Origin of the sequence: Streptomyces sp. NPDC051909, from assembly GCF_040681095.1 — a bacterium.
Lineage (GTDB): Bacteria > Actinomycetota > Actinomycetes > Streptomycetales > Streptomycetaceae > Streptomyces.
In genome coordinates this window covers 14,086-29,813 of record NZ_JBFAYA010000001.1, presented here as the reverse complement: position 1 = coordinate 29,813, position 15,728 = coordinate 14,086, and the positions used below count along the sequence as shown (strand labels likewise).

17 protein-coding genes are annotated in these 15,728 nt (G+C 72.8%); 9 read left to right on the top strand and 8 right to left on the bottom strand.

The window, feature by feature from the left end:
* Positions 1–9: 9 nt before the first annotated feature.
* Complete coding sequence (locus tag AB0M18_RS00185) at positions 10–291, top strand: metal-sensitive transcriptional regulator (RefSeq protein ID WP_365754185.1); 282 nt, start codon at positions 10–12, stop codon at positions 289–291.
* A 67-nt stretch (positions 292–358) separates the two neighbouring features.
* Here AB0M18_RS00185 and AB0M18_RS00180 read toward each other — a convergent pair whose 3' ends face one another.
* On the bottom strand, positions 359–526 hold the full coding sequence (locus AB0M18_RS00180; RefSeq protein WP_365754184.1) for a hypothetical protein: 168 nt from the start codon (positions 524–526) through the stop codon (positions 359–361).
* Between the two features lie 84 nt (positions 527–610).
* On the opposite strand from AB0M18_RS00180, the gene AB0M18_RS00175 reads away from it, so the two are divergent.
* The 7 genes from AB0M18_RS00175 (at position 611) to AB0M18_RS00145 (ending at position 6,763) form a co-directional block, all read left to right on the top strand.
* Positions 611–985, top strand: coding sequence for a BlaI/MecI/CopY family transcriptional regulator (locus tag AB0M18_RS00175; protein ID WP_365754182.1), 375 nt, complete (start codon positions 611–613; stop codon positions 983–985).
* On the top strand, positions 982–1,893 hold the full coding sequence (locus AB0M18_RS00170; RefSeq protein WP_365754181.1) for a M56 family metallopeptidase: 912 nt from the start codon (positions 982–984) through the stop codon (positions 1,891–1,893). The genes AB0M18_RS00175 and AB0M18_RS00170 overlap by 4 nt, the downstream gene beginning before the upstream one ends.
* Positions 1,894–2,121: 228 nt before the next feature.
* Complete coding sequence (locus tag AB0M18_RS00165) at positions 2,122–2,481, top strand: GNAT family N-acetyltransferase (protein WP_365754179.1); 360 nt, start codon at positions 2,122–2,124, stop codon at positions 2,479–2,481.
* Positions 2,482–2,752: 271 nt separating this feature from the next.
* Positions 2,753–3,610, top strand: coding sequence for a class I SAM-dependent methyltransferase (locus AB0M18_RS00160; protein WP_365754177.1), 858 nt, complete (start codon positions 2,753–2,755; stop codon positions 3,608–3,610).
* Positions 3,611–3,744: 134 nt separating this feature from the next.
* Positions 3,745–4,188 (top strand): transcriptional repressor, encoded by a 444-nt coding sequence (locus AB0M18_RS00155; protein ID WP_365754176.1) that lies wholly within the window; start codon positions 3,745–3,747, stop codon positions 4,186–4,188.
* Positions 4,189–4,285: 97 nt separating this feature from the next.
* Entirely contained in the window at positions 4,286–5,344 is a 1,059-nt protein-coding gene (locus AB0M18_RS00150) for a helix-turn-helix domain-containing protein (RefSeq protein WP_365754174.1), read from the top strand.
* A 279-nt stretch (positions 5,345–5,623) separates the two neighbouring features.
* Entirely contained in the window at positions 5,624–6,763 is a 1,140-nt protein-coding gene (locus tag AB0M18_RS00145) for a LuxR C-terminal-related transcriptional regulator (protein WP_365754172.1), read from the top strand.
* A 102-nt stretch (positions 6,764–6,865) separates the two neighbouring features.
* Here the strand turns inward: AB0M18_RS00145 and AB0M18_RS00140 are convergent, their stop codons facing one another.
* The 6 genes from AB0M18_RS00140 to asnB all read right to left on the bottom strand — a co-directional run bounded on the left by AB0M18_RS00140 (position 6,866) and on the right by asnB (position 14,032).
* Entirely contained in the window at positions 6,866–7,033 is a 168-nt protein-coding gene (locus AB0M18_RS00140; protein WP_365754171.1) for a hypothetical protein, read from the bottom strand.
* 217 nt (positions 7,034–7,250) lie between these two features.
* On the bottom strand, positions 7,251–8,540 hold the full coding sequence (gene mshA / locus AB0M18_RS00135; RefSeq protein WP_365754998.1) for a D-inositol-3-phosphate glycosyltransferase: 1,290 nt from the start codon (positions 8,538–8,540) through the stop codon (positions 7,251–7,253).
* Positions 8,541–8,773: 233 nt separating this feature from the next.
* The gene (locus tag AB0M18_RS00130; protein ID WP_365754170.1) at positions 8,774–10,339 is read right to left on the bottom strand and encodes a class I tRNA ligase family protein; all 1,566 of its coding nucleotides are present in this window, start codon (positions 10,337–10,339) and stop codon (positions 8,774–8,776) included.
* A gap of 18 nt (positions 10,340–10,357) precedes the next feature.
* Positions 10,358–11,104 carry an SDR family oxidoreductase gene (locus AB0M18_RS00125; protein WP_365754168.1) on the bottom strand — a complete coding sequence of 249 codons (747 nt, stop codon included), beginning with the start codon at positions 11,102–11,104 and terminating at the stop codon, positions 10,358–10,360.
* 143 nt (positions 11,105–11,247) lie between these two features.
* Positions 11,248–12,159, bottom strand: coding sequence for a hypothetical protein (locus tag AB0M18_RS00120; protein ID WP_365754166.1), 912 nt, complete (start codon positions 12,157–12,159; stop codon positions 11,248–11,250).
* Between the two features lie 67 nt (positions 12,160–12,226).
* Positions 12,227–14,032, bottom strand: coding sequence for an asparagine synthase (glutamine-hydrolyzing) (gene asnB, locus AB0M18_RS00115; protein ID WP_365754165.1), 1,806 nt, complete (start codon positions 14,030–14,032; stop codon positions 12,227–12,229).
* Between the two features lie 161 nt (positions 14,033–14,193).
* Here asnB and AB0M18_RS00110 point away from each other — a divergent pair, with 161 nt between their 5' ends.
* Positions 14,194–14,934 (top strand): PIG-L deacetylase family protein, encoded by a 741-nt coding sequence (locus AB0M18_RS00110; protein WP_365754163.1) that lies wholly within the window; start codon positions 14,194–14,196, stop codon positions 14,932–14,934.
* Between the two features lie 55 nt (positions 14,935–14,989).
* Here the strand turns inward: AB0M18_RS00110 and AB0M18_RS00105 are convergent, their stop codons facing one another.
* Positions 14,990–15,664 (bottom strand): hypothetical protein, encoded by a 675-nt coding sequence (locus AB0M18_RS00105; RefSeq protein ID WP_365754161.1) that lies wholly within the window; start codon positions 15,662–15,664, stop codon positions 14,990–14,992.
* Between the last annotated feature and the right edge of the window lie 64 nt (positions 15,665–15,728).

Here is a 15,728-nt window from a genome sequence, read left to right as displayed (position 1 = left end):
GAGACGGCCGTGGCCGGTTACGCACAGCAGAAGGAAGACATCATCAGACGCCTCCGGCGCATCGAGGGACAGGTCCGGGGGGTGCAGCGGATGGTCGACGAGGACGTCTACTGCATCGACGTCCTGACCCAGGTCTCCGCGATCAACGCGGCCCTCCAGTCCTGCGCCGTGGCCCTCCTCGACGAGCACCTCAGCTGCTGCGTCACGGAGGCCATCGAGGCCGGCGGGGACCAGGCCAGGGTCAAGGTCGGCGAGGCGTCGAAGGCGATCGCGCGCCTGATCCGGACCTGATCCGGACCTGATCCCGACCTGATCCGGACCTGACGCACTGAGCGTGCGACAAGACAACAGAAAAGAGTCAGCCGCCCTTGTGCGAAGGGCAGTCAGCGGTCAGACGGACGCTCAGCCTGAGACACAGGCCGAGCACCTGGCGGAGCACCACCAGTTCCGCCGAGCCCGGCAGTCCGGGGACGCAGACCTTCGCGCAGGGGCGGCTCTTCATGAGGCCGTTCATGAGGGTCGTCATCTCGCCATCGTACCCCTGGGGGGTATACCTGAGCGGGTGAGGCGGCCCGTACGATGAGCCGCCCGGAGCGGGGAGGGGATGCACGTGCGCCGGCTGGGAGAGCTGGAGGCCGAGATCATGGACCGGCTGTGGGCCTGGCAGCGGCCCGCCACGGTCCGCGAGATCGTGGACGACATCAATCTGGGGCGCCGGGTCGCCTACACGACGGTGATGACCGTCGCGGACATACTCCACCGCAAGGGCTGGCTGCGCCGCGAGAAGTCGGGCCGGGCCTGGCTGTACGAACCGGTGCGCAGCCGCGAGGAGTACACCGCCGGGCTCATGCAGGACGCGCTCGGCGACAGCCAGGACCGGCCGGCGGCGCTGCTGCGCTTCGTGGAGACCATCTCCGACGAGGACATGGCGGCCCTCGACACGGCACTGCGCACCGCCCGCCGCACCCAGGGCGTGGACGGATGAACCACCACACCCTGCCGCCGCTCGGCCTTCTCCTCTGTACGGGCTTCCTCGTCCCGTGGCTGCTCGTACGGGCCCGCTGGGCGCAGCAGGTGCCGCGACTCGCGCTCGCGGTGTGGGTGGCGAGCGGCGCGCTGTTCACCGGCTCGGCCGCGCTGCTGCCCGCCCAGCTGATCCTGCCGAGCACGACCGGCCACCGGCTCAGCGACGCGCTGTTCGCGCTCCGGCTGCCGACCGCCGGGGAGTTCCAGGAGTTCACCGCCGTCGAGTACGCCTCCCTCGGCATCGCTCTCGCCGTGTTCGCCGTCCCGGCCACCGGCTTCGTACGGGTCCTGCTGCGGGCCCGCCGGCAGCGCTGCCGGCACGCCGAGACGCTGCGCCTGGTGGGGCGTTACGACGCGGGGCTCGGCGTCACGGTCCTGGAGCACGAACGGCCGGTCGTCTACTGCCTGCCCGGCCGCTCGCGCCGCGTCGTGGTCTCCTCCGGCGCCCTGGACACCCTCACCGGCCCGCAGTTGGCCGCCGCCCTCGCGCACGAGCGGGCACACATCGCGGGCCGGCACCACCTCCTGGTCGCGGCGGCGGAGGCGTTCGCGGCGGTGTTCCGGCATCTGCCGCTGGCCCGGCACGGCGGCACCGCCGTACCTCTGCTGCTCGAAATGGCCGCGGACGACCGGGCGTTGCGCCGTTGCTCGCGCGACGCGCTGGCCACCGCGCTGTACGCGCTGGCCTCGGGACGGGCACCCCGACAGGCCTTCGGCGCGGGCGGCCCCTCGGCCGCGCTGCGCATGCGGCGCATCCTCACCCCGCACAGCGCCGGGCACCCGGTGCTGCGCGGCCTCGCGACGATCGCGGCGGCCGGCCTGGCGGCCGCCCCGCTGATCATCGCCTGCTGTTCCTTCCCGAATTAATTACTAAGGGAATTCGTAGATTTCACATCGGTCACACTCCGTGTGAATTCCCGGCTATTGTGGGTACGTTGGCGTTCAGCTCGGCACGTCGAAGGGTACGAACCAATGCAGCTGGCGGACGTGCGGGCGGCGGAAGCCGCCGACGCGACGACGATATCCAGGCTGCTTGCGGAGTGCATTCGGGACAGTTACGCAGAAATACTCGGCGAAATCCCCACCCGACGGCTCGTGTCCGCGCAATGCGCACTCCCCCGTATCCGCGCGGAAATTGAAATTCCCGGCGGTGCGCCCGGCTGGCTCGGCTGGCTGGTGGCGGCGGCACCGGACGGCGCCCTGCTCGGCGCGGTGGCCGGCGGCGTGCCCGTACCGGGCGAGGGCGAGCTGTACGCGCTCGCGGTCCTGCCCGGCGCCCGCCGCGCCGGCATCGGTACGGCCCTGCTCGCCGCGACCAGCGGGCGGATGCGGGCCTACGGCGCCACCGAACAACGCCTTACGCTCCCCGCCGACCCCGACCCCGCGCTCCCCTTCTACGAGCACAGCGGCTTCGTGGCACTCGACGGCACGACCCGCCGGAGCCGCCCGCTCTGAGCCACCCGCTCCCAGCCGCTCACTCCGAGCCGCCCGCTCCGAGCCCGGATACGGCTCCGCGGCTCGTACGGCTCCTCCGCGCGCCCCCGTGGCAGACACACGCCATCGCGTGTTCACGCCCCCGGATCCGCTGGAACCGGCCATCCGCCGCAGGTCAGGATGGAGCCCAGCGGCGCGGCCCCGGCGGCACGGGTGCCCTGCCCGGACGGCACGGACCGAGCGAGCCCCTGGAGGAGCGATGCACACATCGAGCGGCACTTCCCTGCCCGTCGTGCCTGTGCCCGCACCGCTCGCGCCGGTCCGGCCGTCCCGATACGACCTGCCCGCCCCCGGCGCCGGGATCCGGCTCCCGTCCGACACCCTTCCCGGACTGGAATCCGTCTCCCCCGGCGACGAGGACTCGGTCTGGCTCCACGACGCGCTCCTCGGCCCGCACAGCGCCGACATCGTCCGGTACCTCGGTCTCGCCCGGTCCACCGGCGGCCCCGTTCTCGATCTCGGCTCCGGCGCCGGACGGCTCGCCGTCCCCTTCGCCCGGCACGGCTTCGCCGTGGAGGCCGTGGACCGGGACGGCCCCGCCCTGGAACGCCTCGAGAACTGGGCCCGACGCATCGGTCCGCAGGTCGCCGGGCTCATCGTGACCACCCGGGCCGACCTCACGGAGCTGCGGCTCGACGGCGACTACCGGCTCGCGCTGCTCGCCGGCGCGATGGTCTCCGCCGTACCGCCGCAGGCACGGCCCCGGCTGCTGCGCGAGATCGCCTCGCACCTGGGGGCGGGCGGAGCGCTCGCGCTCGACTACACGGCCCACCTGGCGCCCGGCCTGGTCGCCGAGCCGCAGCGCACCTGGGCCTTCCAGGTGCCGCGGTTCGACGGCATCGACGAGTGGGTGGTGGCCCGGCAGACCTTCGACCTGCGCACGATGAGCGAGCGGATCACCTACTACTCGGCCCGTACCGGGAAGCTGTCGACCGAGCGGGTCGTGCTCAGCACGGACAAGTGGATCGTGGACGGCGAGCGCCTGGCCGCCGAACTGCACTCCGCCGGCCTGCACATCGAGGGCCGCCGCCGGCACCGCATCGACGACCGGACCGAGAGCGTGCTGCTGGTCTGCCGTACCGACGACTGACGACTGACGACTGACGACTGACGACTGACGACAAGGGTCGCCAAGAGGTACGATGCCCACAAAGGTTTGGGTCGACCAGATAGCGGCCGGGCAGCGGTCCGGATGGCAGGCGGCGGGCGGAGAAGATGGCAGTCGTGGAAGAGCTGAAGGGCCGCGAGGCGGTGATCCAGCGCCTGCGCGACGTCGGCCTGCGGGTCACCGGTCCGCGCCTGGAGGTGCTCACGGTGCTCGCCGCCGGCGGCCATCTCGACGTGGAGGCGATCACCGCGACCGCCCGCGAGCGCCTCGGCACCCTCACCAGCCAGGCCGTCTACGAGATGCTGCGGCACTTCCAGGAGACCGGCCTGGTCAGCAAGTTCGACCGCCCGGGCCTGCCCGCCGTCTTCGAGATCTCCGGCCCCGCACACCAGCACGCCCTGTGCCTGACGTGCGGCCGCGTGGAGAACGTGGCGGCCACCGCCCCCGCCCCGCCGCGCGGCAGCCTGCCCGAGTGGAAGGTCAGCGACGCCGAGGTGGTCTTCAAGGGCGTCTGCCCCGACTGCCGGACCGCCTCCGAGGACACCGCCCCCGCGCGCTGAAAGCACGGGAACACCATGCGACCCGTTCGATTCTGTGGCAGGGTCTAGCGGGGCGTTTCAACAGGATCCGCGCGATCCGAGGGGAGTCTGCTGCGTCGTGTCCAAAAACGCCGCCGGAGCGCGTACGGGGAACGAGCAGACCCTCGCGCTCTACCAGGAGTTGCGCAGCACGACCGGCGAGTCCCTCGACGACGCGGCGAACCGCCTGGACCTCACCCAGGCCGAACGCGACCGCTGCCACGAGGAGTTGGTCGCCCTCGGCCTGATCGACGGGACGAAGGACGGCACCCGGGGCGAAGCCGGATGCGAGACCTCCGCCGCCGCTCCCGCCGTCGTCGCCCCCGACGTCGCCCTGCTCCGCCTCCTCCAGCACGAGCGCGAGCGCCTGGAGAGCCGGCTCGCCGAGACCAACCGCGCGCACACCACCCTGGAGACCCTCGCCGGACCGTTCCTGCGGGCCGGCATGGAGCCCGGCTCCGAGGTCGAGGTCGAGATCGTGGAGGATCCGGCCAGAATCGGCCGGGAACTGGCCGACCTGACGAACACGGTGCGAACCTCCGTCCATTCCATGCACACCGGATCCGTGCGCCGCGAGGAGATGTCCCTCGAACTGGCCCGGGACCGCGACCGGGTGACCCGCGGCGTGCTCGTCCAGGCCATGTACAGCCATCGGGTGGGCCAGGTCCCGGAGATGGTGCAGCACCTCGCCGAGCGGACCGCGCTCGGCGTCGAGGTGCGCCTGTCCGCCGTCGTCCCCATGAACATGGTCCTCGCCGACGAGAACTTCGCCCTGCTGCCCACCGATCCGCACGACCCGGACTCGGCCGTCATCCTGGCCCGCGGCCCGGGCCTCGTGCGCTCCTACCGCGCCCTCTACGACTACTGCTGGCACGCCGCCACCCCGTACGGCCACGAGGAACCGGCCGAGCCGGGCGGCGACGGCCTCTCCGAACAGCAGCGCGCCGCCCTGCGGATGCTCGCCTCCGGCATCAAGGACGAGCAGGTGGCCCGCAACCTGGGCGTCTCACTGCGCACGGTCAGCCGCCTCATCTCCGAGGTCATGCAGGAACTCGACGCCGCGAGCCGTTTCGAGGCCGGTGTGAAGGCCGCCCGGCTCGGCCTCCTCGACGGCGAACCGTACGAGCACACGACGTAGCCTGCTCACGAGGACGCAGGCGAGCACAGACACCACAGCGCAGGCGAACACGGCGTGGACGGACCGGAAGGCCGAGTCGACGACGAGGGGGACGGCATGACCACGGCGGACACCCGCACGCCCGAACCGCCCTCGGCCCCGGAACCCCGCCCCGCCCACCCCCCTCGTTCCGCCCGCTCCCCCCGCGGCGACGCCGACGACGCCGACTGGCGCCCGCGCGCGGCACATAGCCTGACGATTCCGACGGTGGAACCACGACGACGAGGGGGAAGACGCGCCATGGCTGCGACCGACGACACCACGAGCGGCGCCACGACCGGCGGCGCCGTGCCCGCCCACCAGCCCGATCACGCCGACCAGCCCGATCACGCCGACCACGCCCGCCGCCCGGACTCCGCGCGGCAGAGCCGACTCGTCTCCGTCTACCAGGAGTTACGCCGGCGCGGCGTGTCCGACTTCGCCGAGGCGACCTCCGAACTCGGGCTGACCGGCGAGGAGTACGAGCGATGTCGGGCCGAACTGATCGCCCTCGGCCTGATCGTGCCCACCACGAGCGCACACGCCTCCAACGCCGACCTCCACGACGCCGCGTGGCAGCCGAACGGCGACACGGTCGCCTCGGTCGACCCGGAGATCGCGCTGCTGCGGGTCCTCGACCGCGAGCGGGCCCGGCTGCGGGAGCATCTGGCCGAGGCCGACCAGGCCTACAGCACCCTGGAGACACTGGCCGGCAGCTTCCTGCGGCCCGGTTCGCTGACCCGGTCCGAGATCGCGGTCGAGGCGATCACCGACTACCGGCGCATCCAGCAGGCCCTGGAGGACTTCAACGACGTCACCCGGGAGGCCTCCTGCGCGATGTACCCGAGCGGCCCGACCCGGCAGGTGCCCGAGCGGCTCCTGGAGCGGGACCGCCGCAAGCTGGACCACGGGGTGCGGGTCCGGGGCATCTACCACAGCAACGACGCGGCCCGTCCGGAGGTCGCCGAGCTGCTGAACCGCCGGGTCGAGCTGGGCGTCGAGATCCGCATCGCGCCGACCATCCCGCTCAACATGGTGATCTCCGACGAGCAGTTCGCGCTGGTGCCGCTGCACCCGGCCACCCCGCGCGAGGGCGCGATCCTCGCCCGCGGACGGCTGCTCGTCCGCTCGTTCCTGAACCTGTACGAGCACTGCTGGCACGCGGCCACCCCGTACGGTGACGACGTGGTGCCGGAGCGGGGCGGGGACGGCCTGTCAGAGCAGCAGCAGGCGGCCCTGCGCATGCTCGCCACCGGCATGAAGGACGAGAAGATCGCCCGGAACCTCGGCGTCTCGCTGCGCACCGTGAGCCGCATGCTCTCGGAACTCATGCAGGAATTGGGGGCGTCGAGCCGATTCGAGGCCGGGGTGCGCGCGGTGCGCCTGGGCTGGCTCGACTGAGGGGACCGAGCGGGCACGAAAAGCCCCGCGATCGTGGCAGGACGATCGCGGGGCCTGAAAATTCCGGTGCAATTGCCAGGGGAATTCCCCCGGGAATATGCGTCAGTTGATGGGCGCGGAGGTGGCGGGCGGAACCGGCCACTCGTCGCCGGCCGACGCGGGCTGGTGGGTGGCGCCGGAGTCGCTGCTGGTGGCGGCGATCGTCGCACCACCCGCGACGGCGAGGCAGGCGACCAGGGCGAGGGCGAACTGACGGATGGTCTTGTTCATGATTCCTCCAGGAGTTGGAATGTGAATTCCGGCTTCTGGGGGCCCGTGCCGCCGGGCGCTCCCTGAAGACATCTCCATTCTGTCGGCCGCTCCAGGGCGAATCCAGGGATTCTCCATGCGTGGACTCGCCATGGCGTGAGTGCGTCAATCCGCCATTGCGGGAACGGAATTGGCGCATCCTGGCCGCCCCTAACCTTTGGTCGAACCAAAAGAGATGCTAGACTCGTGCTACGGCCTTCTCGTTCCTCCAGGAGAGAGAGGCCGCCGGGGCAGGGGCGTGCCGCCGCCCTTGCCCCACCCGGGCCGCCGCGTCCTCGTAGACGTCGATCGTCCGCGTGGCGGAGGTCCGCCAGCTCATCCCCCGGGCATGCCGGGCCGCCGCCTCCCCCATCGTGACCCGCGCCTCGGGGTTGCGGACCAGCCACAGCAGCCGCCGCGCGTACTCGACCGGATCGTGCCCCCGTACGAGCAGCCCCGACACCCCGTCCCACACCGCCGTCGGCAGCCCGCCGACCGCCGCAGCGAGCACCGGCGTCCCGCAGGCCTGCGCCTCCAGGGCCACCAGGCCGAACGACTCCGAGCGCGAGGGCACGACGAGCACGTCCGCCGCCCGGTAGTAGTCCGCGAGCCGCTCCTGCGGCACCGGCGGGCAGGGCCTCAGGACGTCGTCCACACCGAGTTCCGCCGCGAGCCGCCACACCGAGCCCTGCTCGGTCGCCCCCGAGTGCCCGCCCACGACGGGTACGAGCAGCCTTCGGCGCAACTCCGGAGCCATGCCGAGCAGTTCCGCCACCGCCCGGACCAGCACGTCCGGGCCCTTCAGCGGCTGGATCCGCCCCGCGTACAACGGCACGAACGCGTCCGCCGGCAGCCCGAGGCGCGCGCGGGCGGCCGCCCTGCCGTGAGCGGGGGCGAAGGTGCGCAGGTCCACCCCGGGCCGTACCACCTCCGTGCGCGCCGGATCCGCCCCGTACAGCGTGCGCAGCGCCTCCGCCTCGTCGCCCGTGTTCGCGATCAGCCGGTCGGCGTCCTCCACCACCTGGTGCTCGCCGCGGATCCGCAGCTCGGGCTCCGGGGTGTCACCGTCCGCGAGGTGCGCGTTCTTCACCAGGGCGAGGGTGTGCGCGGTGTGCACCAGCGGTATCCCCCAGCCGAACGAGGCGATCCGCCCGGCCTGCCCGGACAGCCAGTAGTGCGAGTGGACCAGGTCGTAGGGGCGGCCGCACCTTCGGCCCTCCTTCAGCAGGGCGAGCGAGAAGGGCACGACCAGATCGGGCATGGCCTCCTTCGGCAGCGGCCGGCGCGGCCCGGCCGGCAGGTGCCGGACCCGGATGCCGGGCTCCAGGTCGACCAGACCGGGCAGGCCCTCCCCGCGGCAGCGGGTGAACAGGTCGACCTCGACGCCCTGTTCGGCCAGGGCACGGGACAGCTCGACCATGTAGACGTTCATCCCGCCGGCGTCCCCGGTTCCGGGCTGGTGGAGCGGGGAGGTGTGGACGCTGAGCATGGCGACGCGCAGGGACACGAGGGGCTCCTGTGGGGAGGGCCGCGTGCCCCCGCGCGTGGCGCGCACGGTCACGCGGCAGGGGAGGGGATATCTGTTCCTTGGGGCAAGTACGTGACTTCTTAGGGGCTTAGAAGTGAGGAGCTGTACGGGTGCGGGAGGGGGTACGGGTACGGGAGGGGGTACGGGTACGGGTTCGGGAGGGAGTGCGGGTTCGGGTCCGTACGGATGGGGGCTCAGAACCCGAAGACCGGACCGGACGGCGGCGCGAGCCGCGTCCCCGGCAGCGGAGCGATCAGCGCCGACCAGTCCACCGGCCGCCCCGGCTCCACCTGGAGCGCCGCCGCGAGCCGGTCCGCGCCCTCCGGCATCGCCGGCCGCGCCCAGGCGGCGAGGGCCGATGCAACCGCCAACTGTGCGGCCAGCACGGGCAGATGACGGCAGTTGGTGGTCGGCCGGCAGCGCTCGTGCGCGTTGACGTAGCCGAAGTCGGCGACCGAGCGGACCATCTCGTCGAGCACGGCCACCGCCCGCCGCGGGTCGAAGGCGTCCGGCCCGTACGCCTCGCGCAGGTCGTCCACGCCCCGGTGCAGCCGGCGCTCCAGGATCGCCCAGCCGGTGCCGCCGGGCATGGCCTGCGGCGCCACCCCGTCGCACTCCTCGCGGACGGCCGCGAACAGCCGGGACAGCCAGCTGTTCCAGTTCTCGTCCAGCTCCTGCCGGGCGGCGGCCAGCCGGTCGCGCTGGTGCACGGTGCGGCGGCCGGTCGGCCGCGCCTGCAGGACGTGCCGGCGCAGGGTGTCGGAGCCGTACTCGGTGAGCAGGTCGAGCGCCCACACATTGCCCTCGTGGACGCCCTCCTCCACCACGTACGACTCGTTGACGTTGAACTCCTGCGGCAGCTTGATGTCCTGCGCGAGCAGCAGCACCGGCAGCAGCACGGCATGGCAGAAGGAGTGCCCGAAGCCGCAGAAGTGGATGGTGCGGCGCGGCAGCGGGCCCTTGGGGTCGTAGCCGAAGAGGTGCATCGCCGCCGCCTCGAAGCAGGCGTCGATCCGGTGCTCCGGGAAGCCCTCCACGGGCACGTCGAGCCCCCACTCCGCCGGATGCCCGACGGCGATGTCCGGCAGCCCGTCCTCCACCAGCGACTCGCACAACGCGGCGAGCCGAGGCGGGAGTTCGACCATCGCCCAGTAGTCGGACAGCTGGTCGCGGAACGGCTCCAGGGGCACGTACAGGCGCCGGCAGCGGCGGGCGAGCGCCGGGGTGTCGCACATCGAGCAGCGCGGCGCGATCAGGTCCCCGTCGTCGTTCGGCCGGGCGCACTCGTGACACATCCCGCCGTCGCTCGACGCCCCGCAGTGCGGGCAGGTGCCCGTCACGTGCGCCCCGTACAGCCAGCGCTCGCACGGCTCGCAGTACGGCAGGAGGCGGGTGCGCGGGGCGATGACCCCCTGCGCGTACAGCCGGCTGAAGAGGTCCTGCACCCAGCGCGCGTACCCGCGGTCCTTGCGCGGCTTCACGATGTGGTCGAACGCGACGCCCGAGCGCAGCCAGTCCGCGGTGATCGCGGCGCGGTAGCCCTCGGCGACCTCCTCGGGCTTGCGGTTGTGGCGCAGCGCTCTGACCTCCACCGAGCTGGCGTGGTCGGCGGTACCGGTGGTGAAGCGGACGGGCTCGCCCTCGGCCCGCAGGAAGCGGGTGAGGACGTCGGCCGCGACGTACGGTCCCGCCAGATGGCCGATGTGCAGTTCGCCGTGGGTGGCCGGAGGAGTCGCGGTGATCCAGACGGGCGTGTTCATGGGACCTCCTTGACGCGGTCAGCGAGGTTCGAAATGGAAGGAGCGGATGAAGCAGTCGCGGGGCTGCTCGACGGCGTAGACGATGCATTCGAAGAGCGCCTGGGTCGTCAGCTTCTCGTCGGGCGCGATTCCGTCCGGATCGGCGCCGTCCCATTCCGCGTGGCGCGGGTCGGAGGTCGAGAAGTCCGGCGGGAAGAGGGAGAAGACGCGGACGCCGGAGGGGCGGAGCCGGCGGGAGAGAATGTCGGCGAATCCGGCCTGGGCGCTCTTCGCCGCCCAGAACGCCTCGTGCGCGGCGCCGGCCGCGGCGGCCGAGGCGCCCTCCGCGTCGCGCACCGCGACCATGTTCACGATGTCGGGCCGCAACGAGCCGCGCAGCAGCGGCAGGAAGTGCTTCACCATCAGGACCGTGCCGCCGGCCGTCGACTCGATCGTCTCCACGATCTGGTCGTCGCTCGCCGCCTCCAGGTCCATCCCGTCCAGCCAGCGCGCCCCGTTGTTGACCAGCAGGTCCACCCGGTCGGTGCGCTCGCCGACCCGGGCCGCGAACTCCCGGATCTCGGCCGGCCGGCTCAGGTCGCAGCCGAAGGCGTGGATACGGTCGCGGGCCGAGCCCATGACCTCGGTTCTGGTCCGTTCGGCGGCCTCGACGGTGCGGGCCGACACGTAGACCTCGGCCCCGAGATGGGCGAATCCGACGGCGAGCGCGCGGCCGAAGTAACGGCTCGCCCCGGTCACGACGACACGCAGATTCTCGAATTTCATGTGTGTCTGCTCTCCCCACGGATACGGCACGGGAACGGGAACGGGAACGGCTTGCGCTGTGGCTGGTTGCGCTGTGGCTGGTCGTCTCGCCCTTCAGCGTGGCAGAGGCGAAAGGCGAAAGCCCTGGCCGGAGGGGTGCGCGTTCACGCCTTTGCGTGGATACGCCAGGGGAGTTCGAGCCGCGCGAGGACATGGGCGCGCTTGTCGTGGACCCGCACGGTGGTGGCCGTGACCGAGACCCGCACCGGCCCGCCGGGCGTCCCGATCCGGGTCACCGGGCCTCGGACGACGGTCCCTTCGATCGCCCCGGCCGCGGCGAAGGCGGCGGCCCCGGTCAGCGCCAGCCGCGGATGCCAGCCCCCCACGGTCAGCGCCCGGGCGGTGATTCCTCCGTCGGCCGTCTGCCGGAACACGGCGATCTTGGGGAGCGGCGAGTGCGGCGCGTACCCGAGGAGACGGGCGGCACGGGCGCGCAGCGCCAGCAGGGCCTGTTCCCGACCTGTCGGCGGGAGGTGGCGGGCGTCGACGAGGACGTACGGATTCCCGTACCGCACGAGCGTCACGGGCACGCCGTCGAGTACGTCGACGGGCCGGCCGGTGGGCAGGGTGCCGGGCGCGTCGGGGGCTCCCCGGAACTCCAGCGTGTACGCCCCGTCGGCACCCTGGCGGCACCACACGGTGTCTCCGGTCGTGACCGCCCGCACGGTCGCCCCGCCTCCCCCCTGGGCCACGACACAGGCGAGCAGCGAATGCCCGCACCCGGCCCGGAAGTCGAACCCGCCGGGGCCGTGGCCGGGGAGGGCCTGGACGAAGCGGTAGTCGAGGCGGTGAGGACCCGAAGGCCGATAGAGCGCGATCTTGTTGAGGTGCGCGTAGGGAGTCGCGGCGAGGGCCCGCCGAAGGTGGCCGAGCTCGGAGCCGAGCCCGAGTGCGCCGGGGGGCAGCTGGTCGACCCGGAGGACGAGGGTGGGCCCGGGGGCGTGGTGGGCGAGGACGACGTGAGCGGGTACGGTGCCGTCCCGTTGTGGGCGGGGCCCCGCTCCCCGCTCCCCCACCCCCGTGTGGGCAATCGTCCCGCGTGCGGTGGGGGTCCCCCCGACGAAGTCAGGGGGAGGGTGGGCCTCACGCCGCACAACCCACCGGAATCCGCATCCCCTGCACGACCTCCGCCCACAGCTCATGCACCGCCAGCGCCCACAGCGCCAGCGCGATGTGCTGGTTCGGCCGCTCCAGGTGCCGCGCCAGCAGCCGGTTCACCCGGTCCGCCCGCACCTTCCCTCCCAGCACGAGCCGCGCCGGCGAGAGGAGCTCCCGCACCGTCTCGAGGAGCGGCCCGCCCGGCGCGATCATCGCCGCGATCGGGAGCGTGAACGGCTGCTTGGGCCGGTTCAGGACGCCCGCCGGAAGCAGCTCCGCCCCCGCCTCGTACAGCGCCCGCTTCCCGTGCCGCGCCGCCGCCGGCAGTTCGCGCGCGTGCGCGACGACGGCCGGCTGGCAGAACGGCATCCGCGCCTCCACCGCCCACGCCATCGACAGGTGGTCCACCCGCCGCAGGTGGTACGCGGGCAGCCGCCAGCGCGTCTCGAAGGCGGACATGACCGACGCCCGGTCGCCCTCCGCGGACCTGAGCTCCTGCTCGATCCGGTCGGCCGCCGACCCCTGGTCGGCGATGAAGGCGGCGTACGAGGACGTGTACAGATGCTCCCGCAGCAGCCGCGGCGCCGCCGACAGCGCGTCCGCGTACGCGCCCGCCCAGTCCACGCCGGCCGGTGCCGTCAGCGCGGCCCGCATCCGGTCGTACCCCCCGAAGAGCTCGTCCGCGCCGTCCCCGGAGAGCGCGACGGTGAAACCGCTCTCGCGCACCGCCCGGAAGAGGGCGTAGGTGGAGAGGGTGATCGGGTCGGCGTTGGGCTGCCCGAGGTGCCGGACCGTGCGGGTGAGCAGGGACGGGATCTCGGTGGGGTCGACGGTCACCTCGTGGTGCACGGTCCGGGCCCGCCTCGCGACGGAACGGGCGTACGCCGCCTCCGAGTCGGGCCACTTGCCCCGGTAGGTGAGGTGGAAGGTGTGCAGCGGCGGCGCGTCCGTCTCGCGCGCGTGCTCGGCGGCGAGCGCGGTGACGAGTCCGGAGTCGAGCCCGCCGCTGGTGATCGCGCACACCGGCGCGTCGGCGGTGGCGAGCCGCCGCACCTCGTGCCGCAGCACGTCCTGCGTGTCGCCGACCGGCCTCGCCGCCGCGTACGGGGCACGCCGCCGTACGACGGGCGCGCGCCCCGGCCGTACGAGCGCCGTCGCGCCGGGCGGCAGGACGCTGATGCCGTCGAGGGCGGTCTGCGAGGCGTACGGGGTACGGGTCGCGAGCACCGTGTCGAGCGCGTCCTCGCGCGGCGCGATCCGCACCCCCTCGAACGCCAGCAGCGCCGGGATCTCGGACGCGAAGCGGGTCGCCCCGTCGTACGGGTCGTGGTGGAGGTGGATCGGCTTCATGCCCATGTCGTCGACGGCGAGCACGAGTTGGACGCTGCCGGGCCGCAGGTCGAGGACGGCCACCGCGAACATGCCGTCCAGGTGCTCGGCGAAGGCCGGCCCGTACTCGGCGTACAGCGCGGGCAGCAGCGTGCCGTCGCAGCGGTCGGGGAAGCGGTGGCCGCGGGCGGCGAGGCGGCGGCGCAGCTCGACGTGGTTGTAGATCTCGCCGTTGAGCACGGCGAGGATGCCGGGGAGGTGCGGCAGCCGGTACGGCTGTGTGCCGCCGCACGGGTCGGTGACGGCGAGCCGGTCGCAGCCGAGCGACCAGCCGGGGCCGCTGAGCACCTGGTGCTCGTCGGGCCCGCCGTGCCGCTGGCGGGCCGAGACCGCGGCGAGTTCGGCCGGGTCGGGACGGGCCGCGTCCGTGCCCGCGGCGAAGGAGCCGAGAATCCTGCACATTGCCGGTCGCCTCCGGATCACTTGACCACTTGACCACTTGTCAACTTGCTGCACCCAATGATTTGAATCTACCAAGTTTTTGAGTGGCGCGTAAGTGCCATGTCCGGTTCACGCCAGGACTTGGCCTTGCGACGCCCCCGCCGCACCAAGAGGCTGGCCCCATGGAGGACTTGGAGATCGACCCGAACGCTCGGAGTGCACCGGAATCGCTGCTGGTGGTGGCCGCGCACCCGGACGACATCGAGTTCTGCGTGAGCGGCACGGTCATGCAGTGGATCGAGCGCGGCACCCGCGTCACGTACTGCATCGTCACGGACGGCGGCGCCGGCGGTTACGACCCCCTGCTCCCCCGCCAGGCCATGGCGGACCTGCGCCGCGCCGAGCAGATGCACTCCGCCAAGCTCAGCGGCGTCGCGGACGTGCGCTTCCTCGGCTACCCCGACAGCTTCGTCGAGGCGGACGTACGGCTGCGGCGCGACCTGTGCCGGGTCATCCGCGAGGTGCGGCCGCAGCGCTGCATCGTCCCCTCCCCCGAGATCAACTGGGCCCGCGCGGCCGACCTCCACCCCGACCACCGCGCCGTCGGCGAGGCCTGCCTGCGCGCGGTCTACCCCGAGGCCCGCAACCCCTTCGCCCACGCCGAACTGCTGAGGGAGGAGGGCCTGGAGCCCTGGATCGTCCACGAGCTGTGGCTGATGACGGGCCCGACCCCGAACCAGTACGTCGACGTCACCCCCGTCTTCGACCGCAAGGTCGAGGCCCTGCGCATCCACACCTCCCAGACCGCCCACTTCGACGACCTGGCGGGGCTGCTACGGGACTGGCTGAGCGAACACGCGCGGGCGGGCGGGCTGCCGGCGGGGCGGATGGCGGAGGCGTTCCAGATCGTGCACATCGACTGACCGGGCACCCGGTCGACCGACCGACCGGGCGCCCGGAGCCCCGCCGGCTACGGGGTCATGCGGGGTCGCGCGGGAAGAACGTGACGCGGTTGTCGCCGGTGTACGGGAACTCGCCGCCGGGCAGACAGTTCTCGCCCTCCACGGTGCCGAGGCCGTCGCAGTGTGCCGCACTCAGCCGCATGAACACCGTGCTCGTGTGCTCCCCGGCGCTCAGCGGGCGCAGGGGCGCGGTGGCGAAGTAGGTGAAGGGGAGCCCCGACTCGCTGTCGATCTCGGTGAAGCGAACGGTCTCGGGGCCGAAGGTGAAGCTCCGCTCCCGGACCGTGTCGATGTCGTTGACGACGCGGACGCCGAGGAACTTCGCGAGGAAGTCGTCCATGGGCGCGGGACGCTGGGGCGTGTAGCCCGCGGGATACACGGCGCCTGCGGCGCTCGGCGCCGTACCCCAGGAGGGGAAGGTCCTGACCCACTGCTCGCCGACGAACGCCTCGCGGCAGGGGGGCGGGCCGATGAGCCGCTGGGTGACGCCGAGGAACACGTTCAGGTCGTGCCCCTCGAAGAAGCAGACGTGCTCGGCGGGAGGCTGCGCCGGGGCCTGGGCCTGGGCTTCGGGCTGAGGCTGGGCGCCGGCGCTGCCGGGCAGCGCCACGACCAGGGCGAGTGCGGCGGAGGCGACGGACGCGGCGGCGAGACGGAGACGGGCTCCGCGGCCGGTTCTGAGCTGTGTCATGCGGCGAGGATGACCGGCCCGCCGAACCCCCGGCCCCCGGACACGCCGCCCCTCTGCCACATGG